This is a genomic window from Aliikangiella sp. G2MR2-5 (assembly GCF_015687155.1).
Classification (GTDB): Bacteria; Pseudomonadota; Gammaproteobacteria; order Enterobacterales; family Kangiellaceae; genus Aliikangiella.
Window position 1 is genome coordinate 558,446 of sequence record NZ_JADPQF010000002.1, and the last position, 26,253, is coordinate 584,698.

A 26,253-nucleotide genomic window follows, 5' to 3' on the forward strand; every position below is an offset into this window, starting at 1 on the left:
TAATTTGTTTTTCAGTCCTAATATGACGTAAAGATTACCGTTTTTTAGCCAATTTTTAAAGTAAATCTCCCTTGAAATGGCGAATTTTTGAGCTTTATTTGCATGCTTGTCGGATCTCAAACAATTTTTGTCGGATCTCTACTATTTAGTATTTCAATAAAAGTGATAAAAATAGAGCTCTTACTCACAAGGACTGAAAAAGGGAGCATTTCAATGAAAATAACAATAGTCGCAAGCGCAGTAGGGATGGCACTAGCAGGAGTCACTCTCTCTGCAGTGGCAAACGGAAACCAGCCAACGAACTCAAGCAGTGAACTAGCCAATATACATAACCAGTGTATTGTTCGTCTGGACGACTCAGTGAATGCTAACGAAGTATCAGGGCTGGCAAGAGGCATGCTAATGAAGGCAAATCGCTCTGCCAATATGAATGCTTCTCTAAAGCATACCTATAAGCATTCTATAAAAGGTTTTACCATGACCATGCCATGCTCCGCAGCCAGCAAAGCTCTGGAAAATGAACTGTCTGTAAAAAGCCTGACTCCAGATGGTGTTGTTTTTATGAATCCAGGACCTCCTCCTGGAAAAGGAAATGGTGGTGGCGGTAGTACTGCACAGGTGGAACCATGGAGCGTTACTCGTGTTGGTGGACCTGTCGATGGCACAGGTCGCACTGCCTGGGTTATAGATACCGGTATTGATGTTGCCCACGCAGATTTAAATGTTGACGCTTCACGAGGTTTCTCAGCCTTCACCAAAGGCAGAAATGCTGGTGTAAACGACGGCAATGGACATGGAACACACGTAGCCGGCACTATCGGAGCGATAGACAACAATATTGACGTTGTCGGTGTCGCCGCCAATGCCACAGTGGTTCCTGTTAAAGTCCTTGATTCACGTGGCTCGGGTTCAATTTCCGGTGTTATCGCAGGCATTGACCATGTTGCTGCCAATGCGAGCCCGGGCGACTGTGCCAATATGAGTCTTGGTGGCGGCGTTAGCAGCGATCTGGATGATGCAGTCAAGAACGCAGCACAAAGTTCAGGCGCGTATTTTGTTCTGGCAGCCGGTAATGATGGCGATCACGCAAACAATCACTCTCCGGCACGCGCTAACGGGAACAATATTTTTACCATTTCTGCGACTGACTCTAACGACAATCTCGCTTCATGGTCTAACTATGGCAATCCGCCAGTCGACTACGCAGCTCCAGGTGTCAGCATTTTATCCACTAAGAAAGGCGGTGGCACAACGACCATGTCAGGTACGTCAATGGCATCACCAGCAGCTTGTGCTGTTGTTATGATGAGTAATGGGCACCCAGGTTCTTCAGGCAACGCAGGAAACGATCCTGACGGCAACCCAGACCCGATTATTCATCTGTAATGCTTAACAATATTCAGATTCCTGTTATAACAATTAAAAAGTAAGCATGTCACTATTTAAGCCACCTTATACCGGTGGCTTTTTTTATGAAAGGAGTAACAATAGGGAAATTGAAAAGCGTTATTTAGCCGGGCAACAATCAGCTTTACTTGGCTATAATCATTCATGGCCAAAAACGATAATAATATATAAACGAAAGATTCATATGAACCATAACAGTAACAATAACTTTCCTTCGGTCAGGCAATTACTTTCTTCTCACTTACTTGGAGTGATAACGGTTGCTTTCGCTGTTTCGCTGTTTTTGATCTACCTGCTACCTTTGGCAGATAAAGATCAGCTACAAGATTTTAGCCACTATTATGCGGATGCGATATTCTTGCTAATCATATTGTTATCTATCGGCAAAGAGTTTCGCCAATCTAATACTCTGGTCGATCCCATATACTGGCTTTTACTCGGCGCTGCATTTTTCAGCTGGTTTTCAGTTAGTCTACTCAAAGTTACTCTGTGGCCGGAAATTGCAGGGCCTACCCAACAAACCTTGAATGCCATAGCTTACTTTCTCTACTACGCTTTGATGATAGCGGCAATCGAAGTCAAAACTTATACTGAAGCACGACAACTTTTATCGATTCCAAGTTTGGTAATCTGGGCTTCAAGCCTCGCTTTTGTTCTCGGTGCGTTTATTTTTCTTGTTCTAACCCATTCCCGGGGAATTAATCTGAAACAAGGCGAAATAGAATATTCATTTGTATTCTATATGCTAATGGATTGTTATGTTTTTATTCGCTGGATTTTTCTCGCCTGGTATAGCCGCAAATCGCTGTGGATTGGTTATGCTCTATTAGCCTTGTCCTCAATCGGCTGGTTAGCTGCAGATCTTGTTGAAAGCCTGCATTACGCCGAAAGATTGATGCTTGTCAGTGGCAGCTGGATAGATTGGCTCTGGTATCTTCCCTACTTCGCAGCAATTGCCGGATTGAATATTAAAATTAGTGCCTCCACCGAAAAAACCATCGATTCGAGCTCGGCAAGAAGCCATTTTTTAAACAGCCCGGTTCTCTTCGTGATGATTTGTTTTTTGCTAGAAAAACTAATCTCTACAAATCCTGAATGGTTTAGCCCTCTCAACGCTACCCAACTATCAGTATTCAATCTGTGGATTACCGTTATGTTGGTACTTAGCGCGGTACAACTTTATATTTATATTCAATCTGAGAAATACCTTAAAAGTCGACTGAACCAGAATGCTCACGCATTAACGGCACTTAAACAGCGAATGGAACAACAAGCACTATCTCTTAAAGAGCAGGCGGCCTCTAATCAGGCGATACTGGAAACAACACACAATGCGATTTTCACACTGAATCAAAGTGGCAGAATACTTTCCTGTAATCCTGCTGCTTGCCAATTACTTGCTCTTTCTCAGGACGAACTTGTTGGCAATAACTTTATAGAGGTTACTCAAGCTGATGGGGAGCTTAATCGCTTTTTTACGTATCAAAGCTACAGACAGAAGTTGACCCAGTCTGAAGGCGGAATTGAAATCGAAGCCAATATTATTGCCAAAGACGAGATAAAAACCCCGGTTCACGTCACTATGTCACACGATAAAAGAGGGGCCAGCGGCAACCTGGTAGTATCTTTAATTAATATCAGTGAACAAAAACAGGCCGAAGAAGAAGCGTTACAACTAAAGGACCAGTTTACTCAGAATATTTCCCATGAATTCCGAACGCCCTTAACCATTATTAACGGAGTTCTTGATAACTTGCTCAGTCACGAGCAAAGCGATAAAGATAAGTCTCAACTTGAAACAGCAAAACGCAACGTATTGCGGATGATCCGTATGGTGGAACAGCTGCTGGAATTATCAAGAATTGCCAATGATCCTATCCCGCTTTCCACTATAAATGTTTCCAGCCTGCTGGGTTTTGTTTGTCACTCGTTTGAAGAAATAGCTAAAAATCAGCAACTAGAGTTTAGCTACAAACTACCGGAAGAAGCCTGGGTAGAAGGCAATTCGCAGGCAGCAGAGAAAATTCTGTTTAACCTGCTATCCAATGCCTTCAAATATACCAATCGCGGTAGCGTAAAAATCGAGCTCAGCCGACTAGGTGATCATTTTAAGATTAGCGTAACCGATACCGGAGTTGGAATTGAATCTTCCCAGCTTTCGCAAATATTTAATCGTTTTCATCGTGTTAACTCACAGGCCACACAAAATATTCAGGGAGTGGGAATAGGACTCGCGCTAGTCAATGAACTTTGTATGGCTATGCGCTGGCAAATTGAAGTCAACTCAACTCCGGGTAAAGGCACCTGCTTTACGCTGACAATCAAACAGAGCGACAATCGGCAGCTTGCTGATAAAGTGCAGGTCCAGCCGATGATGCTGTCAAAAAGTACACAACAAAGTATGCAGTCGGAGGTTTTTGAAACTAAAACAAAAATTCACCGCAAGCCACTGCAAAAGTCAGAAAACTCAGTGCTGATTGTGGAAGACAATCCCGATATGTTATCCCATATCAATGATATCCTTTCGCCTTACCACCACTGTCTTTTAGCAGATAACGGCGAAGAGGGGGTAAGACTGGCAATGGACTACTTACCGGATATCATTGTATCCGACGTTATGATGCCCGGTATCGACGGCTTTGAATTGCTCAAAACCTTGAAAAAAACCGATATGACCTCGCACATACCGATTATTCTACTAACGGCAAGAAGTGATACCGATAGTAAAATAAAGGGACTGGAAGCCGAAGCCGATGACTATCTGAGTAAACCATTTGACGCAGAAGAGCTTACTCTGCGGGTCAAAAATCAACTACGCTCACGCCAGAAACTTCAGCAAAAACTAAGTATGCAATGGCAACAAAGTGGAGAAGCTTCTGCACCTCCAGTTGAAGACAAATTTGTTATAAAACTGGAAGATGTCTTTGAAAAGAACTTTACCAATACCAACTTTTCAATGGTTGAACTGGCAAGTCAATTAGCAATGAGTGAGCGCCAGTCGCAGCGAAAAATTAAATCCGTACTCGGTATCAGTCCGCTGGAAGCACTTAAGCAATATCGACTGAGAAAGGCCAAAATCCAGCTGGAAACAGGTGAACAGATTGGCGTGGTTGCTCAGTCTTGCGGGTTTACCTCTCAATCATATTTCGGCCGATGCTTTAAGGAAACTTATGGAATGACACCGAAACAGTTTCAGCAGTCATTCAAGTAGAAGTTAACTTCGAATACAAAATCTGACAGCCATCCCTCGCTGGTGGTCGGATTTTGTACCCTGCTTTCCATCAAATTATTTATTATTACACGCACTTTTTTCTATCTTCAGTATCTTTTCGAAAGACTATCGTCGACTCTTATTAAAGTATGTTTTTTTAAAAAACCCCTTTAAAAACATGTAAATATTACACAAAAAAGTACATTTTGACGGATTTTTAGCAATATTTGTCGGATCTCAGCTATCGCAAATTGAGAATTATCCTTAATAATCGGGCAACGCTTAAGGAGGGGCTCAGTAGTAGTAGTATCGTTGTAGAGATCCAAATCCTAATAATAAATTTCAGCGCCTGCTTCTTTAGAGTCAAATTCTAATAATAATCCTTCCCGGCATTAACTCTCAAAACTTATAAAAGAATCAGGAGACTGAACGTGGTATCTAAGTTAACCAAACTATCAGCGGCGACATTAATCGCTCTAGGCGCTTCCGGCGCAGCAATGGCAGATGACGATCGTTATATCATCCAGGTAGATGCAGCTAAAAAGGGTGTTGTAAAAGCACTAGCTAAAAAACTGGGTGCAGAATTCAAAACTGAAGGACAAGGCTTTTTCTCAGCGGAATTCAGTGGAATGGATCTGGCTCAAGTCAAAGGCTTGATGAACAACCCTCACGTCAAGGCGGTTGAAGCAGATGTACGTCGTTACCCTATGGCGCTATACAATGACGATGCGGGTGACGCGACAGTACAGCAATTAACTCCTTATGCAGTCTATCAATCTCAGGCTGATCAGTTAACGCTTCAGCCAGGTATGAAAGTTTGTATCATCGACTCAGGTATCGCTGGTTCTCAAGGTGAAACCGGTGGTAAGAACTACGATTTCGACTGGTCTGTAATCACTGGTGATAACGATTCAGGTACAGGCAACTGGAATGCAGACGGTGGTCCGCACGGAACTCACGTTGCAGGTACTATTGCTGCTGCTGACAACGGATTTGGTGTAGTTGGTATGGCGCCAGGCGTGCCACTGCACATTATCAAGGTATTTAACAACTCTGGATGGGGCTACTCGTCTGACTTGGCTGTTGCTGCACAAAAATGTACTAATGCAGGCGCTAATATCATCAGCATGAGCCTCGGCGGCGGCGGAGCCAACAGCACTGAAGAAAATGCTTTCAATACTTTCACTAATAACGGCGGTCTGGTTGTCGCCGCTGCAGGTAATGACGGAAACAATGTTCGCTCATACCCAGCAGGTTACAAATCTGTAATGATGATTGGTGCAAATGACGCTAACAACAATATCGCAGACTTTTCTCAGTTCCCTTCAAATACAAAATCTTCGGGTCGTGGTAAAAATGCAACCACTGAAACCCACGACGGTTATGGTGTTGAAGTTACTGCCGGTGGTGTAGATACTTTATCAACCTACCCTTCAGGCGGCGCTTCTATGGCTTCAATGACAGCCGGTGGAGCAGGTTTCGCAGCTTCAGCTATGGAAAACAATGGTGAAGCTTCTGGCAGCACTTACTTCATGGGTACAGCCGAAGCGACAGATAATGGCGCAAACGGAAAAATCTGTGTAATTGACCGTGGCAACATTTCCTTCCACGACAAAGTTCAAAACTGTGAAAATTCTGGTGGTCTGGGTGCTATTGTTATTAACAATGAAGCTGGCATGCTTTACGGAACACTTGGCGATACCAACGCGACTACTATTCCAGCCGTTGGTGCAGCATTGGAAGACCGCGCAGCAATCGTTGCAGCTAACTCTGCTACAGTAAAAGTTGGCGCAAGCGATTACGGATACATGAGCGGTACCTCTATGGCGACTCCTGCAGCTTCAGGTATGGCTGCCTTGATCTGGTCAAATCACCCTAACTGTACTGGAACTGACATCCGCGAAGCGATGAAAGCAACAGCAGAAGACCAAGGGACCGCAGGTCGCGACGACTACTTCGGTTACGGTATCGTTAAAGCGAAAGCAGCTTCTGACTACCTGGCAACTCAAGCATGTGGCGGTGGCAACCCTCCAACAGGAAACATTGCACCTGTCGCTTCATTCAACTTCTCTTGTACTGACCTAAGCTGTTCTTTCGATGGAAGTGCGAGTTCAGATAGTGACGGCAATATCGTTTCTTACAGCTGGAGCTTTGGCGCTTCAACCGCAACGGCTAACCATACATTTGCCGCGAGCGGCGACTACACAGTTAGCCTGACTGTTACTGACAACGAAGGTGCGACTCATACCAGCACAAAGACGGTATCTGTAAGCGACGGCAGCGAGCCACCTGCAGCAGACATCACTTTAAGTGGCTCACGTTCAGGAAATGGTCGTAGTATCACATTGAACTGGAACGGTGCAACAGGCGCAAACGTTGATGTTTATGTAAACGGTAGCCTAAACGGTACAACGGCTAACGACGGTAGCGTATCTTACAGTGTGAATAAGCGTAATACCTACACTTTCACTATCTGTGAAGAAGGCTCTACAACCGCTTGCTCCAACACTATTACTCTGTAATAGCGTTATTGAACAACAAAAAAGGGCCTGAATTCAGGCCCTTTTTTTATCAAGCAAACTTTGAAGCTATATATTGGAAAAATCCACTCCCGCAGCTTTAAGCTTTTCGATTTGTCGTTTTGAAAGTCTGATAGCTGAACCTCTGTAGGGCTTGTTAAAAGCATACTCCCACTTTCTATCCTTTCTATTAGACTGTGCAATACGATTATCCTTGTTTACTTCACGACAAAATCGTTTTGAGTGTTCAAACCCAAGCTTTTCAGAATAGGCTTTTAAATACTGTTTATCGTGCTTTGTCTGACTCACTCCTTGTTTGGCACAATATTCATCACTGGTATAAACAACATCTTCACCGGCAACGGCAAGACCACTAAAGACAACCAAAGCAACTGGAATTAGCTTTTTCATTTTCGACCTCCGAACAATCATACTGGAAACTGATTTTAATAAATTGACGTACTGGCAGATTTCGTACAGTTAAAGTATACAAAGCTTGAGGTAAACAGGTGTTGCCGGATGTAATAGCTCTTTTCAAAAGCGGCGAAATGAAACTTTTTGTAACGCCTGTCAATAAATTAAATTTTTATTCAACTTTTAATCAATACAAAATGCACTCTTTTTGTTTACAGAAAAGTCCAGACTCTGAGCGACTGACGCTAAAAAGCAACTAACAGGCTAATAACTAACCCAGGAAAAGTGATGAATTTCGGCATATTCCTAATTCATTGCCTATTCTTATGTTAATAAACATTAAAAATTCAGATTGCAGAAAGCAGGGATATGAACGCCGATAGTCAACTCAGCCACTCTGATGCGCTCAGTACCATCACCGAAAAGCGAAGAGCTCTTGAAAGCTTAATCAAAATTGCTGCAAGTGTAGAGAACCAGCAAAGTGCTCTCAGTGAGCTTGCTTTAGCGGCTAAACCATCTCAGGAATTTCCAGCAAAAGTAGTAAGCTATTTTGCTGCCATCGAGAAGCGATTGAAGGATACTGACTCCACAGGCCTACTCCATAAGTTAGAAACTATTGAAAAGAAAATCGGTAGTTCAGTTAACAAGATTCTGAAACTTGCCAAAATCGATATCAACAAACTACGCGACAGTGAACTGGAAAATATCAATATCGAAAGCTTTGGTCAGTTTATCGACGACTTCAAACGGCGTACCAATACTTCTCTGGCACTAAGATTTATTTTAAAAAAACGAGGCATGGCAATTGCTCCGATCAAATTGCCTATCCAACAGGAGACTGTCAATGAGCAGATAGCCTTTCTTAAGGAAAAGGAAATTCAGTGTGTTAAGCAGGTTAGAAAAGAAATCCAGGCAATTATCAAAGATACCAGTGCCATTCTTCTACAACCCAACCTACCGGAGCCGATGAAAGAGGAGCTAGAACAGGTTAACAAGGCTATGTTGGTAAATCTTGAGCATCTGGATAGAGGAGGCACTGTAAAGTCGCTCCCCAATGTTTTTGAGATTGTTACTTTGGAAACAGAGTCTTATGATTCAGGTGAAGTCAACGAAAGAACGCCTCCAGAAGATAACCGTGAGACTCAGGAAAAAGTAGATGAGCAACCTGAGCCGGAGCAGAAAACAGAAAGCAGAAAAAAGGAAGTAAAAGCGAAAACCGAAGAGCCAGAAAAGGAAATAAAATCCTACTGGTGGATTTTCAAAAAATGGCTAAGCTCCCCGTGGAGCACAAGCTGGCGCAGCCTGAAAGCAAAGTATCGCCCATAAAGAAAAGATTTGGCTAACTTCTCCGAGTTACCAACCAGTAAATAGGCAAACCCGCTAACAATAAGACCACTCCCCACTGCATTGCTTTGACACCGACTCCTGCCACGGCCCACAAACAGTAGCCTAATGCAAAAACCGAGAAAAGCAGCGAAATGTAATTTCTTTTTTCACTCCACTCCATGATTGTCAAACGAATGCTAGCGGCAACCGATAATAGATATGGAATAAAGATACCCAATGTAGAAATCAAAATCGCAAATGTGAATAGACTCACCATCCCTTCACTGAAATTCGCAATAACTAAAAAAGAAATCAGCAAACTTGAAAAAACCAATGCCGTAATTGAAACTCCGGGGATCCGCGTATCTTTTAATATCGAAGGCATTAAATTATCGCGAGCGGCGGTCATTGGCACCTGCCCCTGCAACAGGATCCAGCCGTTAAGTGCGCCAATACAACTAATCAGAGCTCCCAATGCAATCAAACTACCTGCCCAGTCTCCCCATAGAACACGTGCAACGTCAGCGAAAGGCGCTTCCGAGCGAGCCATCACATCAGACGGCAATACACTCATCAGACTAACCTGTGACGCAATATAAACACTTGCTGCGATCAAGAAACCCAGAAGTGTTGCTCTAGGAATCGTCTTCTTCGGCTGTCTCACATTTTCAGCTGGAATTGTCGCCGATTCGAGTCCGAGAAATGCCCAAAGGGTCAGTGCTGCGGTCGCATTAATAGCATCAGGAAGAGATTCGCCGGAGGGATTAAAAGGCTTGAAAGCTGATACGTCAAAAACCCAGAATGCCGCAAGACCAATAATTAAGAGAGGAAGTAACTTTAAAATCGTGGTCACTAACTGAAAAATACCGGCTTTTCTGACACCAAGGGTATTTAGCAAAGTTATTGACCAAACCAGCGCCAGAGAACAACTAATAGCAAGCAGCGGACTGCTAGAAAGTTGCGGAAAAAAATAGCTCGCATAGGACACTGTAGCCACAGAAATTGCGGCATTGCCGCACCAGATGGATACCCAGTAAGACCAGGTAACCATAAATCCTGCCAGGGGTCCAAAATTCTCGAGAGCATACCGATAAGGCCCCCCCTGCCTTGGGAAACGACGACATAAACGGACAAATACCAGGGCCGTCATCAATGCACCAAAAGTGGTAGCAAGCCAACCGACAATACTGACACCACCGTATGGCGCAAGTGAAGCAGGCAGGAGAAAAATCCCCGAGCCTATCATGTTGCCGACAACCAGTGCGGTTGCAATCCAGAGGCCTATCTGCTTTTTATTGCGGGCACCAGTTGTCTGCTCACTCATCGATACATCCCAAATGATTAAGTTAATTATTGCTCAGCGTTTGTTCTTCTTTTTGTTCTACCGTCCAATGACATCTTTGTCAAAAGATCGTTTGCTTGATTAGCAAGACAAATAGCGCTAACTTGGTGTACAAAATAGTTAACCAGATTCAATCTATCCAGGCCAATATCAATGAGAGATTATCGAAAATTTTATATTAACGGGCAATGGGTCCTACCTTCAGCCGACAAGACTCTAGATGTGATCAATCCCGCAACGGAAGGTGTTTGTGCACAAATTTCCCTGGGCGATAAAGCCGATGTCGACGCTGCAGTTTCAGCGGCAAAAAAAGCCTTTGCCAGCTATGGATTCAGTTCAAAAAGCGACCGAATAGAAATACTCGAAAATATTATTAACGAATATAAAAATCGCTATAACGATATCGCAGAAGCCATCAGCGAAGAAATGGGCGCTCCAGTAAATCTAGCCACTAAAGCTCAGACCGGTGCGGGGCTTGGTCATTTAAAGACAGCTCTCAGCGTACTAAAAGAGTTCCAGTTTGACTATGCCCAGGGCAATAGCCACATCTACAAAGAACCTATCGGAGTTTGCGGTTTAATTACTCCGTGGAACTGGCCAATGAACCAGATCACCTGCAAAGTCGCTCCGGCAATTGCCACCGGCTGCACCATGATATTAAAGCCGTCAGAAATTGCACCTTTGTCAGCTTATATCTTTGCGGAAATTATGGATAAGGCGGGGGTACCTGCCGGCGTATTCAATCTGGTGAATGGCGATGGCCCCGGAGTGGGTACACTCCTCTCCAGTCATCCCGATGTTGATATGATGTCTTTCACCGGTTCAACTCGCGCGGGCTCTCTGGTAGCACAAAATGCAGCGCCGACAGTAAAGAGGGTCACTCAGGAGCTGGGTGGAAAATCGGCCAATATCATTCTTGATGATGCGGATATTGAAGCGGCAGTTAAACGTGGCGCATTTTCAGTTTTTAATAACACCGGTCAGTCCTGTAACGCTCCGACGCGAATGCTGGTACCGGCCGATAAAATGGCTGTCGCCTGCGAAGTTGCGAGCAAAACGGCCAGTCGTGTCATCGTCGGCGATCCGGCGAACGAAGAAACCACTATGGGACCTCTGGTTAGCCAGGTTCAATTTGAAAAGGTTCAGGGACTTATTCAAAAAGGAATTGACGAAGGTGCCGAGCTGGTTTGTGGTGGCGTCGGTAAACCGGAAGGACTGAACAAAGGCTACTTTGTTAAACCGACTGTTTTTGCCAATGTCACCAACGATATGACCATCGCCCGCGAAGAAATTTTTGGTCCGGTACTTTCTATTATCTCCTATCACAGCGACGAAGAAGCTATCGCGATAGCAAACGATACACCTTATGGTCTCGCAGGTTATATTCAGGGAAGTGATATGGCACGCATAGGCTCGATAGCAGCAAAAATTCGTGCTGGAAATATTAATGTAAACGGACAATCAGGAGATCTCAATACGCCTTTTGGTGGATACAAACAATCAGGTAATGGCCGGGAATGGGGTGAATATGGCTTCGAAGACTTTTTGGAAATTAAAGCGGTGAGTGGATTGGAGTGATCCCCCAGCCTGCCCTTTTGGACGAAAAGGAAGCAACAGAAGAAGTTTCCGCTGATGCTACATAAAAATATAATCATTGAATAATCCATAACTAAACCCTCTCCCGCTCAGAGAGGGTTAGTGAGAGGATCAGGGAGAAGGCCGTGACCTTGAACGCAGAAATACTGAACCATCTCGAACCAGCGAAAGAAGACAATGCGCACACTTTACCGGCATGCCTCTATACCGACGCTAGTTATCTGGAACTCGAATACCAGGCAATTTTTGAAGCCAACTGGCAGCTTGCAGCGCACAAAGACCAACTCCAAAATTCGGGAGATCAGGTGATCTGTGAAGTCGGTCGCGTGCCCCTGGTCATTGTTAGAAATCAGGAAGGCCAGTTAAAGGCCTTTCACAATGTTTGTCGACATCGAGCAGGACCTGTGGCTACGGAAAACGGTAATAATAAAGTGCTGCGTTGCAAATATCATGGCTGGACCTATACTCTGAATGGTGATTTACGAAGCGCGCCGGAAATGAATTCCACTCCCAACTTTGATGTCTGCCAACACCATTTACCACAGGCGCTGGTAGAGGAATGGGAAGGCTTTATTTTTGTTAGTGTCAAAGACAATCCTCCCCCGCTAGCAGAGGTTTTAAAAGGGATAGCAACTAGCATTCAACCAATCGATTTAAAAAAGATGACTTTTAGTCATCGTGATGAATATGTGATTGACTGCAACTGGAAAGTCTATATGGATAATTATCTGGAAGGTTATCACCTCCCCCATGTTCACCCCGGACTGAGCAAACTTCTGGATTATCGAAGTTACGATACAATTCTGGACCAGTGGTACAGCTATCAATTCAGTCCGCTCGACCGGCAAGGCGAGGACAATCCGAATAATTTTTATGGCGAAGGTAAAGCTCATTACTACTGTATCTTTCCGAACTTAATGCTGAATATTTTACCGGGTCGCCTGCAAACCAATATTATCTTGCCGGTAGGTCATGATAAAACCAAAGTCGTCTTCGATTACTACTACTGTGATTTAGACTCTGAACAAACGAAAAAGCTGATCGCACAAGACCGTGAGTTTAGTGATGAAGTTCAGGATGAAGATATTATGATCTGCGAAAAGGTGCAGATAGGATTAAATTCCGGCAGCTATGAAGCGGGCCGACTTTGTATGAAACGAGAAACCGGCGTGCTTCATTTTCAAAATTTAATTCGTAAAGTATTAAGAGACAATTTTTCGGTATAGTCATTTAACGCCCTTCCCTTTAAGTGGGAAAAACTAACTGAATACTCAATAATAAGGATCCCTGAATGTTTACCAAAGCCATTGTTAGAACTCCCTGCCATGAGATGGTCAAAGGCATCACCAGCGCTAACCTGGGTGCACCAATCTACGAAAAGGCGCTAGCGCAACATGCTGATTATATTGAGGCGCTTATCGAGTGTGGTCTGGACGTCACCATTTTGCCGCCGGATGAAGGTTATCCCGATTCCTGTTTTGTCGAAGACGTCGCTCTAATGACCCCGCATTGCGCCATCATCACAAATCCCGGTGCAGATTCACGTAAAGGTGAAATTGAGTCCATGATCCCCGCTGTTGAAGAATTTTACGACAAGGTAGAATTTATTGAAGCGCCGGGAACAGTTGAAGCCGGTGATATTATGATGGTGGGTGATCATTTTTATATTGGCCTTTCCGACAGAACCAATGAAATAGGTGCGGTACAGATGATCAGCTATCTGGAAAAATATGGCATGTCAGGCTCGATGGTGGAAATGAGCGAGATGCTGCATTTAAAAACCGGCCTCAGTTATCTTGAGAATAATAAGTTACTCGCGACCGGTGAGTTTGTTGCAAAAGAAGAATTTCAGAAGTTCGATATGATTGAAATCGATAACGATGAAGCCTATGCGAGCAATAGTGTATGGATAAACGATACCATATTAACACCGAATGGTTTTCCCAAAACTAAAGCGAAACTTGAACAGACTGGATATAAAATTCGGGAAGTCGATGTTTCAGAGTTTCAGAAACTGGATGGTGGATTAAGCTGTCTTTCTTTAAGGTTTTAAATTAGAAATTTACACGTTGTCGGATAAAAAAATGAACAAACGAAATCAAGCAGTATTCTTGAGCATCATTCTATTCACCACTCTGTTATCAGGCTGCCAGTCAGCCTACTACGGCGCTTTAGAAAAAGTAGGCATTCATAAACGAGACGTTCTGGTTTCTCGCGTTGAGAAAACCAGAGACAGTCAGGAAGAAGCCAAAGAACAGTTTCAATCGGCACTTGAACAATTTAAAAGCGTTGTGCATTTTGATGGTGGCGAGCTGGAGTCTGTTTATAACAAGTTAAATGATGAATACATTGCTGCCAAAGAAGCCGCTGAAGATGTGACCAATCGTATTGATAATGTTGAAAGCGTATCGGATGCGTTGTTCGATGAGTGGGAAGCTGAGCTTTCTGAATACACCAGCGCGTCACTAAAAAGACAAAGCCAGCAATCTTTAACAGAAACCAAAAGGCAATACGCGCGAATGATTAAGACCATGCGCCGCGTTGAGAAATCCATGCAACCTGTGTTGAATGTATTTAAAGATCAGGTGTTGTTTTTAAAGCATAACTTGAATGCCAAAGCGGTTTCTTCAATCAAGAATGAATTGAAAGGGATTGAGACGGATGTTTCTCGACTGATCCAGCAGATGAATGATTCGATTAAAGAGGCGAATGATTTTATTAAGAGTATGGAATAGATTTAATTTAGATACAGGAAAACAAATCCATATGAAACCATTTTTAATGATTGGACTGCTATTGGTATCAATGGCAATTTTTGCTGAAGAGCAACCTAATTCAACAGTTTATGGCGATCAAAGTGATAAAACCGATCCAAGAAGCTATGAGGTAGTATTCATTTCAATTGACGGTACCAACCAACATCAAAAGCAAAGAGTCACGCTTGATCCCGGCCCGCACTTATTCGAAGTAGCAACAACTAAAACTTCCAGATATGATGTTATAACATCAAAGCGCATGTCTATTGATATTAAGCCATGTACATCTTATTACTTCTCGGCGCAACATTCTAAAGAGAGGCGAGGTAAATATTGGACATTAGAGCAGAGAGAGGTTCCTATAGAAGGCTGTACTTATATTGAAAAGCCTAAGCCTTTTGATTATAGAAGGGATTCACGAACCAGTCAGTACCAAGCTGAAATGCATGCAATAGCCATGCGAAGCTTTATTTTTTATAAAATGGATGCCTGCGCAGAATTGAAAAATAACGATAAACTTATTCAATGGTTAACTACTAATAATTCAATTGTGAACGCTGCAGACTTAGAAATTAAGTCAAGAATTGGAGCCTTGTATAATCTAAAAGGTGATGCGGAAACCATTAAGTATTTTAACGCTTTTGCTAACATGCTAGCCGAAGCAGAAAGTAAGATATTGAAAGCTCATGGGGGCGATGACAATTGTTCAGTAAACTTTGAAGGCTGGAGCAACTTAGAAGACCTTTATCCATTTAATGAAGTATATAAAGCCATACTAAAGGAAGACAACTCGACAAGTAGTTTTTTGGAGGCTTATCCTAAAGCACTTGAATTATTTCAGAATTCGCAAAAACAATTAAACTAACATATATTTCAAGAAAATTAGAACACTAGAAATGGTATCCATATCCAACTGCGTTTCACATTGTAGAAGTAAGAAAAACAGACAATTTTTATGCTTACAACAATAAATAAAATAGATTTATCCATTAGTAGCCCCCCCTCTCAAGATTCAGACTTTTTCCTGCGTCTAGCCTTGTTTATCACAGTTTTTGTATTTAGCGGGTTTATTGTTAACTGGATCGTCAACCCAGAAAACCTCGGACGGGTTACTTTATGGATAGGTTTACACGGAACATTCAGCGCCGCCTGGTACCTGTTACTCCTTAATCAGTTAAGGTTATCAAGATCCGGTCATTTAGCGACACACAAACGCCTCGGTAAACTCAGTGCGCTGCTGGTAATAGCGATAATAGTCACTGGTATGATTATGGTGCTCGATCTCTACCAACGTCTGGTGGATATCGGCATGTTTAATCCTTCCGATGAGATTGCACGCACCAGAGCAGGTGGATTAATTGGCAGTACTTTTCTTCAGTGGGCCATATTTGCAATACTTTTCGTAATGGGGATATTGAATGTCCGTACGCCGACACACCACAAACGATTTATGCTGGCTGCCGCCATTCAAATGATGCCCGAAGGATTAAATCGTTTTATTCATCTTCTGGGACTGCCCGGATACGCAATGTTAATCATGATATTTTTAATTTATCTATCAATCATTACCTATGACTGGAAAACTGAGCGTCGGCTTCACTGGAGCACTCTTTTTTCACTGGGACTATTTGTTCTTTTAGCGACCTCTATTTACACTGTTTTTCGATCGCAAGTCTGGGGCGACTGGGTAGTAAAAATGTTAAGTGGAATTTAGTATTGCAGCATGGAAGGTTGGACAAGCTTCGCATAACCCAATTTATTTACTAGCCATCAATTTACTATCCACTTTAAAGACATCAAATAGCAATAGCGACGAACATCATATCAAAGGAATCAAACTCATGCTTTTCTGGATGGCCATCAGTGTTTTCGGATTTTCAATCGGTCTTATTTGGCACAACTCAATACAAAGGAAGCGAGACCAAGAACTCAAACTAAAAAAAATTCAAGGAGAACTTGCCGCAAGGAAGAAAGCGACTAAAAAAAGCAATAGTGAAATACGAGGAATTGATGAGTAAGCTGAAATAAATTCACTGAACAAACATATTGAACAATATCAGATTAGTAGTTCTGTTTTAATTTCCATCCACATCCACATTTGTTCATGTTCAAGTTCACATGTTCAAATCTCAATGACAAATAAATACGTCAATAGCTAGCCGATTTAGAGATAATTGTTGTTAACTCACAGCAATGTCTTCTTTTTTAGTCTAGATTATTTTGAGTTCTAGTAACGAAAAACGGAAATTCAAAAGAGGGATATATTAAAATGCGGAATTTAAATTATGTAGACGCGACATTGCATGGTATTCACGTGCCTCATATGGCTTCAGCCATAATTTCTAGTGCAGACATTGGCACCGGCACTCCTGCAAACCCGGCAATTCATCCTCCCGGCTGGGGTGGAGGCGCGCATCCCCATCATCACCATCGAGGGCATTTAATTGCACGACAATTTGGTGGTGATGGAAATGATCAGAGAAACCTGGTGACCTTAACTGACGGCACAAATTTGTCATTACATGCAGATATTGAAGGTGTAATGAGAGATATTGTCGAAGCAAATGCGGGTAATGAAGTTTTGTATGAAGTTATTGCATATTATGATGCCGATGAATATGCCAACGGAGCAGGTTATGCCTATTTAAACTTTCCAATGCCATCAAGCTTTCAAGTCTATATCAGAAATATTCATGATAATGCGATACTTTATGAGCACCGCTTTCCAAATGGTGTCTTAGCTAATCATAATGCTGTGTGCTGTTAACAGATGAAAAATCAATAGAAGTTATTTTAAGCGTCTTACCCAGTTCACACGAGGAAGTCGCCTAATCAGAATCAGAAAGAAGGGGGGAAATAACATTCCCCCTTCACAGAAGTCTTGGTCTAATCCAATCAGCCCTTACTCTTCGACAACATCCCCATAAGTCCGGCAAGCGCCCCAAAAAGGACCGCACCCACAGGCCATACAATCCAGGTTACTCCCCAATCCATGGTCCACAAACTCCACCCTAAATAAATTGCAACTAAAAGGGGCCAATAAAATGTAGCCAGGGCTTCGACCTGTTTATATTTTTCTCTTTCTCTGGGATGAAAATCACCTTCTTTTAACAGGCTGCTATAGGCACTGTGCGTCGAAGTGACCGGAATAACAACATAAAGTCCCGCTGACACCATCAGAAACATGACACATAGCATCATAAAAATAAGGCCACTTTCTCCTGAAGTGAAAACCACTAGTAGAAATGGTACGACACTCAAGATAAAACAGGCAATTCCGATCGAAAGCTTCTGATGATAGATCGCAGTAAATTGCTGTAGCTTCTCCTGAAAAATACTTTTAACGCCATATTCAAGCTCAAACTCCTCATCATCGATTTTCGCCATCTCGCTGGTAAACTGGCTGGTTCTGACAAAAAAGCTGACACCAAATGAAATCATGACCAACATAATCACAATCCCGGAAACGGTCGCTGTATTTGTATTCAGATTCATTTGACTGGATTGAGCCATGGCCATCAATAAGAAAAACGGGATGACCGAGCACACACAGAACAATACCCCTTTAACGGTTATCTGCGTGATAATGTCCTTGCATTCCACATAGCGGTTGGCTTGTTCCAGAGTAACTTTGGTGACATCTTGCTCGATATCGCCGTCAATCGACTCGATGCTTTCAATGCTGTCTTTTAACAGATAATCGGTAGTGACCCCGAAAATCTCTGCCATCATAATGATTTTATTCAAGTCAGGGATGCTGTTGGTACTTTCCCATTTAGAAACGGACTGCCTTGAAACGCCCATCTTCTCAGCAAGTTCTTCCTGAGACCATCCAAACTGCTTTCTAAGTTTGATTATTTTATCTGCGAGTATCATTCGATAGATTCCTTTGTCTGTGTTTTCAGGCAGAATAGGAAATTGGTCGGTTGCAAACTACCAATCGGGCTTTATATTTTGTCAACCAGCGGTTGCAATTTAGAGTAAATGCTTGAAATACACAATAAAAATGCCTGTTTAGCCTGCTCTAAAGCTCGATTGATATTTATTGCTCAATACCTCCATCAGGCGTCGATCTTGGCTATCCATGGCGTCCAATTATCGATACAGGAAAAGATTATTCGCTTAAATAGAGCTCTGCGACTTCCTTTCTTGAGGATACTCGTAGCGAAGCCAGCAACTGCTTATCGCTGATATCTGCTATATAATCAATATTGCGAGGCAAACTACCGAGAATAGTAAACCGCCCCGGGTCAAGTTGGTATGACCACAATTGAAAATTCTCATTAACACCGTAAATAACATCGTCTTTGGTAATGAACCTCAAATCGCTTCCTTGATCTTTGAGGACTTCAATTAACTGATCTTCAATACCACCTGACAGCCAAAAACGGTCCATTTTATCGGTATAAACGAGCCGGCCATTTTTACTTTTTAGCGCCCATTTAGCCGGCCTGTCACTGATAATGCGAGCTTTGGAATTGATTAAATCAATCTCTGCGAACCTTAATACGCCTTTTATTCGTATATTCGCCAGGGTGGTATGATTGCTGCTATCCCATTGAAACAAGGTATCAACCGGGTATCCCAAATCTATATTGACGACTCTGCCATCGAGAAAGACCTGTTTTAACTCGTGATAAACATTAACTAAAAGGCTTTTGCCGTCACCGGCCCAATCCATTCCGTATAAATTAGTATCCATAGGAAAGTGAGTAAGTTGTCGCGCTCCCTGCTCATCCGCAATCCAGACTTGCTCATCACCTGATCGTTCTGACTTAAAGGCGAGCAACTCGCCCTGAGGCTGGAACATGGCGTCATCTTCGGCGAGTATTGATCGCTCTAATATTGTGTGCCCTTTATTGAGTTCATTTTTCCTGTTTTGACTTTGTGTGCTCTGGCTTTGCGGGCTCAGCGGTAAGCGGAACGACGCAATATCACTATCGAAATACCCCTTGATAACAAGCATCTGCTGGCCGTTGGGATGAAATACCGGAGTCCCCATGGGCTGATCAACAGGCAAGCTAATATCACTGATCTCGCCTTCTGTCGACAAAGTAAAGAGTTGTCTACCGGTACTAAAAATCAGTTGATTGTCGATTGATGAGAAATTGGGATAAATAAATCGATAACTTGCAATTTCTGGTGGGTATTTTATTGGATGACTCGATATGAGCGTCCCATCTGGCTTGAGCATTTCAATATAGTAATTGCCATCGCTATGAACACTGGTCAGTGCAATCTCATCCTTTTCCACTGAATAGTCGTAATCGATGACATTACCGTCATTAAGAGAATGAATTATTTCACTTTTATTTTCGCTGATTGAATAACTGATTAACCGCCAGCGATCACTCTGTTTCTGCAACAGAGCAATATTGTTATTGTTTAACCAATGTGGAGCTTTTATCTCTGAATTCTTACATTCCAGCAGCACTTTCATGGGCTGAGGTTCTTTGAGTGCCTTTTGGAAATCGAGACTCACCAGCTGGTAACATTTTTTCTGATTCACGGGCTCATCGCAGTTGACCGTTTTGATGAACACCAACTGTTTACCATCTTTAGAAAAGCTATGCCTGCCATAGGCGTCGAAATTTTTTGTTAGCTGAGTTTCTTTTTGAGTCCGCGTATTTTTCGCCCAGATGTTATTGATACAATCTTCCGCTGAGTAACGATGGAAAACCATGTATTCACCATCAGGTGAATAGATACTCGCGTATTCTCCATTGTCAGTAGAGGTGAGCGCGCGAAATTTGCTAAAAGATAGCGTTGGTGTTTGTTGGTGGGAGAAGGTAGTAAAACCGAAAATGCCAAAGACAATGAGCACAGAGAAAATAGAGAACAGCCCTATCAATCGCGCAGACGCTCTCCTTTTATCAGTAACAGTTTGGTTTGACGTGATATCCGAATTATTAAGTGAGCCAAGGTTTGTCGTTGCTCCAATTTCTGTTTTGGCCTCAGAATCAACATCATGCCATCGAACGTCACACTCCAGACTGTAACCTTTCTTGGCATGGGTCTTAATATAGGTGCTGCCATCATCTCCCAGAGCTTTCCGTAATTGAGCGATACTTTTCTGCAGGGTATTTGGTGAGACTGTAGTGTCCTGCCAGACTTTCGCAAGCAACTCATCCTGACTTACAACGTTCCGCTGATTTTCTGCCAAACAGGTAAGAACTGCTAAAGCTTTAGGGGCAAGAGTTTGCGACTGTTCATTTAGAGTTATCTGGTTTCTGGATAAATCGATAAAAAAACTATCTAACCAATACTGTACTGACATCTAGCCTCTATCCCTTTCCCTTCAATTAAACGAAAGTTGCGTCCGTTATTGCGCCCTGACGAAGCATTTATCTTAACACAAACTCTGGCGGCGTCTAAATTCGTAACCAATTGATAGTTATGAATTTTTATAGAATCAGAGAGAAATCAGCGAAAAGTCATTGGAACTTCAGGTATTTCAATTTCAGTTGCCGTAAGTTTCAGTATCAAAGTTTCCCTTGTTAAAACATGTCGTGTTGATCAAAACCGAGAGGATACCAATGACTTACAACTTCAAAATCACAAGCCTGCTTTCTATAGCGCTACTCATCTGTACAAGCTTCTTTGTGGCAGACAAAACTAAAGCAAGCGTCACAAAAAACACTAAACAATACAATCGCCATGCGGCAGAAGCCTCTTTGGATGAAGCCAAAATATCATTCTGGGATCTTCCCTACCTTGAAAAAGCATTTATCGACACGGCACCAGCCAAAAGAAAAGATGGAATCGCCGTTGCGAAGTTGAACATCGATAAAAATGATAGAGCCAGAATTGTTCAGCTGGTACAAGAGATCGCCGACAAAAAATATGGAGAATACGATAGCCTGCTAATTACCCACAAAGACAAACTTGTATTTGAATCTTACTTCCTCAGGGGGCGCATTAATCTGGCCCACGGTCAGGCGTCGGCGGTAAAAGCCTATACCAGTCTGGCGCTAGGCCGCGCAATCCAGCTCGGCTATCTGAGCATGAGTGATCTGGATAAACCACTGATTAATTTTCTAAAAGAACTGGACCGAAAAAATCTGGTAACAGGTGCAGAAAAAATCACCCTCCATAAAGCCCTGACAATGCACGGGGGCCTCAGCGTCAGCGATGAAAAATGGGAAAATCTCCAGAAAAATCCTGCGGTTTTAAAAGGACAAAAATTTGTTCAGGCACTTCTTGAAAATAGCGGACCAATTACCGAAGCGTCACAGATTTACAAATATGGTAACCATAACCCCATGCTAGTGATGGCGGTCATAGATGCCATCGTGCCAGGCACCGCCGAAGACTTCATCAAAAACGAACTTCTCGATAAATTAGGCATCACCAATTACAGCTGGCAATCACACGTTAGCGGGCTACCTGAAGCCGGCTGGCGGGTAAAAATGACATCGCGGGACATGCTCAAATTGGGGAGTCTGGTCCTCAATAAAGGCAAATGGAACGGCGAACAACTTATTTCAACTGAGTATCTGACAAAGGCCACCAGTGGACTGGTTAAACCGACTCAAGACTGGATGCCCGCATCCTATCGTTATGGCTATTTTTGGTATTACGCGCCGATTGCCGTTGGTAATAAAAACTATGACGCTACATTCGCCTGGGGTGGTGGTGGGCAGCGAGTCATAGTGATTGCAGATCTGGACTTAAGTATTGTGATCACTGGCCATGACAGGGAAGATCAAATTATGACTCAGATTTCTAATTCCGTTATACCCGCTTTTACCAAATAGATTGAGAAGCTTGGAACTAAACATTGAACTAGACATTAACTGGATAGAACTTAACTGGACACTCAGACAAACTAAAGTATGAGTGTCTTGGTCTTGATGGAAAACTAAGTCTATCCTATTTTAATACCCTAGTATCAAATATTGCCTTATATCTAGCTTGGCTACTTCTTTCCAGGTAATAAGTAAAAATCTTTTGCTCCGGTTCAAAGCTCAAAATCCACACATTACTTTTGGCTGCAGGAATTAATTTGGCCGTGTATTCATCAGCTGGAAACGAAGCTGTTACAGAGCTTTGTTTTGAGGCATAACCGCCATACATAGTCACCCTATCAGGCGTACCATCTTCATGCCGGTGATCATGTTTGAACAGTAGTCCATTTTCCGTTTGCTTTAATATCCAGGTTCTGGATTTATCTTGGCCCACTTGAAAAGGAATTCTGATTTCAGAATCACTACAGTGTGCAACTGTCATAGTCAGCCTTTTACCGGCAAAGTCATGATTTGGGTCATCAGGGTAAATGGTTTTACCAACATAGGTATTTCCGCAGTGTTTCAACATCGATTGAAAAAAGTTTGTTGAGGAATCCTTTGCACTAATCTGAAAAGAACAAAGGCTCAGTGTGGTAATTATTATTTTCCTAAACATATTACTCCAAAATGACTAGCTTTCATTTCCAATACTTTATCGATACCAACTCGCTAATATGACTTAATCAACGTGCTGGACTCCATTTCAAATAACAGCAACTAGCAATTTACCCCAGTGATCAAGCGCTTCAAAGCTTCTATCTTAACATTCGATAGCTGCCGATAATCAAAATACGGCGAAACGATTAATTTGCGTTTTTTATCAACAGCAAAAAACTCATCAACCCACTCGATATTGCCACCAATAGAATCAAAGAAATACTGCTTGCCGCAAATTACTCTGATTTGAGAATCCGTGTTCCAGTCAGGCTGACTAAAAAGCAGAGCATAATTTGAGTCCTTCTGAAGTAGAGATTCATCTCTTAAGTCCTGCCAACAGGCAAAGTTTTCAGGCTCCAGATCAAACGCGAACTTGGCGAAACAGTTGAATATTTTTCGCCAATGGTTTCCGGTGCGATCAGCGATGGATTTTATTTCACCGTTACGCATAGGACGAAGAGAGTCAAGCTGTTGGTATTCATCCAGCGGCGGACGGTTACCGATGCAAACAACAATATTCGCGTGTGAATTGCCCAACCCAATAAGTTGCGGAGCCAATTTATAATGCCTTTATATTCAGGTAATTAATTCTAGCGCCATGCATCATCCGGATCACCGGATAAAGATCATTATTTTTAAAAGTATAATCGTGCTTTTCAGTGTCGACACGATGCACCATCACCAACTTATGTTTAGGATACACACCTATCATATGCACTCCGGTCCCAGTATGATAAAAAGAGTGAGGGTAAGGATCATCTTTATCTTTGGTTAGCACAGCCCAGAAAATTCCATATGCCAATCCATACTTTTCGTTAGTGATTGAATAGGGTCGGGTAGACTTATCTATCCATTCTTCGGAAATAAGCTGCTTGCCTTTCCACTTACCACGATTCAAAAAAAGCTGGCAAAATAGCGCCAGATCATGTGATGACAGCCTGAAATGATAGGCCGGATATTGAGAAGACTTTCTGTCATAATCGTAAAAACCATCAGTTTGCGGAATTGATTCATTTGCGTTGCTATCAACAGTAGTAAATGAGCCTTTAAAATGCTGCATACCGATTGGCCTGGCTATTTGTTCATAAAAGGCGTCATAAATTTTTTTACCACTGATCTGTTCATACAGATACCCGGCATAATTGAAATTCCAGTTATTATAATAATAGGCCTCACCCGGCTTATGACTTCCCCGTTTCGGTTTGGTCTTTTTCATCCACTCCGACTCAGCTACTGCATCATGATAAATCCCGGAACGCGACTTCAAGATCATATCCAACGTAGCGCTTTGCTCTTCTTCTGTTAGCGGAGATGGTTCATCCTGAGCATCCAGTGCTTTTAAAGTTAGGCTGAGGTCGAGCTTTCCCTGATCATACAGTTGTCCAAGCAAAGCACTCATCAGTGGTTTACGCATCGAATGAATGGTGTGTTTTTTATAGATATCACCCCACTCAAAAAAGACCTTACCGTCATACAGCAACATCATTGAGCTGGAGTTTTTATTTTTCAGATAAGCAGCAAGCTCTCCCAGCTTTTCTGACGAATAACCGGCTTCTTCCGGCGTAATTCGTTCAAACTGATCAATTCCTACCTCAACTTCTTTAGCTGAAGCAATTGCTTCACTAGTTACGCCGGCTATCCAGAAGCCAAGTCCGATCATTCCGATTATTGCTGTTTTCACCCTTAATTCCTTTACTTCCTGTTATAACAATCTAGTCGAAAGCTTTATTGGACGCAGGCACCTCTAGAATGGTTTAAATAATAAAACTTCGATAGCTATCCCATCCAGAAACCTTTGCGATGGGAAACCCCCAGTACCTTGCGGCAATGTCCGCAACTGTATAGATAGCGGACACCAAACAGGCTCTTTACTTTTGAAGCATTTACTCGGTTAATATCTTTTTCGCAGTATGGACAAATCGGTTGTTCGCTGGAGTCTTCTATTACCTGAATCATTAGCATTCTCCTGATTATTAATATCAAGGAGTTAACGATTCACTAAACTAATTATTCACAAACTTATTTAAAATCAGCTTGCTCGTCTAGCCCTAAAGAGTAATCACGTTCAACTTTCGCTATTCGGGTTACAAATTGGGAATACCACTTTTCCTTTCCCGTCTTTTGTGCAACCTGATGCTCACTATTAGCTTTCCAGAGCTTGATCGCTTCCAGATCACGCCAATAGGAAACCGTAATGCCCATTCCGTCACGCACCGACTCAAAACCTAAAAAACCCGGTTGCTCGGCAGCAAGCTCAAGCATGCGTTCAGCCGTTTCGGTATAGCCATCGACATCAGAGGACAGATAATTGGAAAAAATGACAGCGTAGTATGGTGGCCTGGGTGTTTTGGCAATCGACATTGTTTAGCTCTTATATGTAGACGTGAACGATAGAAAAGAAGATATCATTTTTTGGCAAGGCCCAATAAGGTACTTGTCGACTATTTAACTTCAATCCAGTTAATATCATCCGGGACGTGCTCATGGCGCAGTCGAGTAGAATGGAGCATTTGAATTTTCCAGACACCTTCGGATTTCACCATTATCGCACTTTCCAGCCAGACAACATCTCCAGCCCCCCGCTCGGACTCAAAATGAGCCTTATTCCAATAACTGATCCAGACAGCATCAGCCAATTCCTGAACTCGAATCAAATCAAAGTAATTGGTACGTTGATAAGGACCATTCTTGGGCATGATGGCAGCAGATAACTTATCCATAGTCCAGACTTCGCCATGCTCCAGTAATTGAAAATCCTGGGTTGCCACAGCTTTCATGGCCTTTTCATCAAAGTTCGAGATAGCAAGGAAAAGCCCTTTAACCGGTTCGAAAGCCGGATGCGCATTGACACCATCCGACTTGCCTGCCTCTCCATCTGCTGCTATGGCTCCAGCAAATGAAAGACTGCTCAAAGCAACTAATACGACCACACTAATAGTTTTGACTATTTGACTAACCAGCGACTGCTTCATTACTAATATTCTAACCATATTCAGAACTAGATTAAGTTGAGGACGATACTCTCGCGATATTTTGCCGCTTTGTCAAACCATGAGTGGTCAGGTTAACCAACTGTTACGATTAAAGATCACCCAGAATTTTGAAATAACCTGATTCAAATCCTCTATCAACTTATCATTGGCTTAAATAGCCTTTCTTGACGCCGCTGTTATAATAGGCGACAACACAAACATTCAAATAATTCGATGGAATGGTGATAACCTTTATCAGCTCAGGC

The 26,253-nt window shown here is 42.6% G+C and carries 23 protein-coding genes; 13 read left to right on the top strand and 10 right to left on the bottom strand.

What is annotated here, in order from left to right; genetic code table 11:
* The first annotated feature begins 213 nt into the window (after positions 1 to 213).
* The 3 genes from IYN84_RS09740 (at position 214) to IYN84_RS09750 (ending at position 7,140) form a co-directional block, all read left to right on the top strand.
* Positions 214 to 1,386 carry a S8 family serine peptidase gene (locus IYN84_RS09740; protein ID WP_196139008.1) on the top strand — a complete coding sequence of 391 codons (1,173 nt, stop codon included), beginning with the start codon at positions 214 to 216 and terminating at the stop codon, positions 1,384 to 1,386.
* Between the two features lie 205 nt (positions 1,387 to 1,591).
* Positions 1,592 to 4,618: a response regulator gene (locus IYN84_RS09745; RefSeq protein ID WP_196139009.1), complete on the top strand. Its 3,027-nt coding sequence runs from the start codon at positions 1,592 to 1,594 to the stop codon at positions 4,616 to 4,618.
* 431 nt (positions 4,619 to 5,049) lie between these two features.
* Positions 5,050 to 7,140: a S8 family serine peptidase gene (locus IYN84_RS09750; RefSeq protein ID WP_371734846.1), complete on the top strand. Its 2,091-nt coding sequence runs from the start codon at positions 5,050 to 5,052 to the stop codon at positions 7,138 to 7,140.
* Between the two features lie 66 nt (positions 7,141 to 7,206).
* Here the strand turns inward: IYN84_RS09750 and IYN84_RS09755 are convergent, their stop codons facing one another.
* Entirely contained in the window at positions 7,207 to 7,548 is a 342-nt protein-coding gene (locus IYN84_RS09755) for a hypothetical protein (protein ID WP_196139010.1), read from the bottom strand.
* Positions 7,549 to 7,920: 372 nt separating this feature from the next.
* Here IYN84_RS09755 and IYN84_RS09760 point away from each other — a divergent pair, with 372 nt between their 5' ends.
* Positions 7,921 to 8,877, top strand: coding sequence for a hypothetical protein (locus IYN84_RS09760; RefSeq protein WP_196139011.1), 957 nt, complete (start codon positions 7,921 to 7,923; stop codon positions 8,875 to 8,877).
* 13 nt (positions 8,878 to 8,890) lie between these two features.
* On the opposite strand, the gene IYN84_RS09765 is transcribed toward IYN84_RS09760, so the two are convergent.
* Complete coding sequence (locus IYN84_RS09765; protein ID WP_196139012.1) at positions 8,891 to 10,201, bottom strand: amino acid permease; 1,311 nt, start codon at positions 10,199 to 10,201, stop codon at positions 8,891 to 8,893.
* A 171-nt stretch (positions 10,202 to 10,372) separates the two neighbouring features.
* Here IYN84_RS09765 and IYN84_RS09770 point away from each other — a divergent pair, with 171 nt between their 5' ends.
* The 8 genes from IYN84_RS09770 to IYN84_RS09805 all read left to right on the top strand — a co-directional run bounded on the left by IYN84_RS09770 (position 10,373) and on the right by IYN84_RS09805 (position 17,338).
* Positions 10,373 to 11,797, top strand: coding sequence for an aldehyde dehydrogenase family protein (locus IYN84_RS09770; protein ID WP_196139013.1), 1,425 nt, complete (start codon positions 10,373 to 10,375; stop codon positions 11,795 to 11,797).
* 143 nt (positions 11,798 to 11,940) lie between these two features.
* Positions 11,941 to 13,041 (top strand): aromatic ring-hydroxylating dioxygenase subunit alpha, encoded by a 1,101-nt coding sequence (locus IYN84_RS09775; protein ID WP_210330368.1) that lies wholly within the window; start codon positions 11,941 to 11,943, stop codon positions 13,039 to 13,041.
* Between the two features lie 65 nt (positions 13,042 to 13,106).
* On the top strand, positions 13,107 to 13,868 hold the full coding sequence (locus IYN84_RS09780; RefSeq protein ID WP_196139014.1) for a dimethylarginine dimethylaminohydrolase family protein: 762 nt from the start codon (positions 13,107 to 13,109) through the stop codon (positions 13,866 to 13,868).
* 31 nt (positions 13,869 to 13,899) lie between these two features.
* A complete protein-coding gene (locus IYN84_RS09785; RefSeq protein WP_196139015.1) occupies positions 13,900 to 14,550 on the top strand; it encodes a DUF2959 domain-containing protein in 651 nt (216 codons plus the stop codon).
* Positions 14,525 to 15,436, top strand: coding sequence for a hypothetical protein (locus tag IYN84_RS09790; RefSeq protein ID WP_196139016.1), 912 nt, complete (start codon positions 14,525 to 14,527; stop codon positions 15,434 to 15,436). The genes IYN84_RS09785 and IYN84_RS09790 overlap by 26 nt, the downstream gene beginning before the upstream one ends.
* Positions 15,437 to 15,526: 90 nt before the next feature.
* Positions 15,527 to 16,285 (top strand): hypothetical protein, encoded by a 759-nt coding sequence (locus tag IYN84_RS09795; RefSeq protein WP_196139017.1) that lies wholly within the window; start codon positions 15,527 to 15,529, stop codon positions 16,283 to 16,285.
* The gene (locus tag IYN84_RS09800) at positions 16,275 to 16,589 is read left to right on the top strand and encodes a hypothetical protein (protein WP_196139018.1); all 315 of its coding nucleotides are present in this window, start codon (positions 16,275 to 16,277) and stop codon (positions 16,587 to 16,589) included. The genes IYN84_RS09795 and IYN84_RS09800 overlap by 11 nt, the downstream gene beginning before the upstream one ends.
* Positions 16,590 to 16,840: 251 nt before the next feature.
* On the top strand, positions 16,841 to 17,338 hold the full coding sequence (locus IYN84_RS09805; protein WP_196139019.1) for a DNA/RNA non-specific endonuclease: 498 nt from the start codon (positions 16,841 to 16,843) through the stop codon (positions 17,336 to 17,338).
* A 128-nt stretch (positions 17,339 to 17,466) separates the two neighbouring features.
* Here the strand turns inward: IYN84_RS09805 and IYN84_RS09810 are convergent, their stop codons facing one another.
* Positions 17,467 to 18,447: a helix-turn-helix domain-containing protein gene (locus tag IYN84_RS09810; RefSeq protein ID WP_196139020.1), complete on the bottom strand. Its 981-nt coding sequence runs from the start codon at positions 18,445 to 18,447 to the stop codon at positions 17,467 to 17,469.
* A 238-nt stretch (positions 18,448 to 18,685) separates the two neighbouring features.
* On the bottom strand, positions 18,686 to 20,848 hold the full coding sequence (locus tag IYN84_RS09815; protein ID WP_196139021.1) for a winged helix-turn-helix domain-containing protein: 2,163 nt from the start codon (positions 20,846 to 20,848) through the stop codon (positions 18,686 to 18,688).
* A 259-nt stretch (positions 20,849 to 21,107) separates the two neighbouring features.
* Here IYN84_RS09815 and IYN84_RS09820 point away from each other — a divergent pair, with 259 nt between their 5' ends.
* Positions 21,108 to 22,328, top strand: coding sequence for a serine hydrolase (locus IYN84_RS09820; protein WP_196139022.1), 1,221 nt, complete (start codon positions 21,108 to 21,110; stop codon positions 22,326 to 22,328).
* Between the two features lie 115 nt (positions 22,329 to 22,443).
* On the opposite strand, the gene IYN84_RS09825 is transcribed toward IYN84_RS09820, so the two are convergent.
* The 6 genes from IYN84_RS09825 to IYN84_RS09850 form a co-directional block, all read right to left on the bottom strand.
* Positions 22,444 to 22,974 carry a hypothetical protein gene (locus IYN84_RS09825; protein ID WP_196139023.1) on the bottom strand — a complete coding sequence of 177 codons (531 nt, stop codon included), beginning with the start codon at positions 22,972 to 22,974 and terminating at the stop codon, positions 22,444 to 22,446.
* Between the two features lie 101 nt (positions 22,975 to 23,075).
* Positions 23,076 to 23,573: a hypothetical protein gene (locus tag IYN84_RS09830; RefSeq protein WP_196139024.1), complete on the bottom strand. Its 498-nt coding sequence runs from the start codon at positions 23,571 to 23,573 to the stop codon at positions 23,076 to 23,078.
* 1 nt (position 23,574) lies between these two features.
* Entirely contained in the window at positions 23,575 to 24,696 is a 1,122-nt protein-coding gene (locus IYN84_RS09835) for a serine hydrolase (protein ID WP_196139025.1), read from the bottom strand.
* Between the two features lie 95 nt (positions 24,697 to 24,791).
* On the bottom strand, positions 24,792 to 24,971 hold the full coding sequence (locus IYN84_RS09840; protein WP_196139026.1) for a hypothetical protein: 180 nt from the start codon (positions 24,969 to 24,971) through the stop codon (positions 24,792 to 24,794).
* 63 nt (positions 24,972 to 25,034) lie between these two features.
* Positions 25,035 to 25,376, bottom strand: a complete 342-nt coding sequence (locus IYN84_RS09845) for an antibiotic biosynthesis monooxygenase (RefSeq protein WP_196139027.1) — start codon at positions 25,374 to 25,376, stop codon at positions 25,035 to 25,037.
* A gap of 80 nt (positions 25,377 to 25,456) precedes the next feature.
* Positions 25,457 to 26,005, bottom strand: coding sequence for a hypothetical protein (locus IYN84_RS09850; RefSeq protein ID WP_210330369.1), 549 nt, complete (start codon positions 26,003 to 26,005; stop codon positions 25,457 to 25,459).
* Positions 26,006 to 26,253 lie beyond the last annotated feature (248 nt).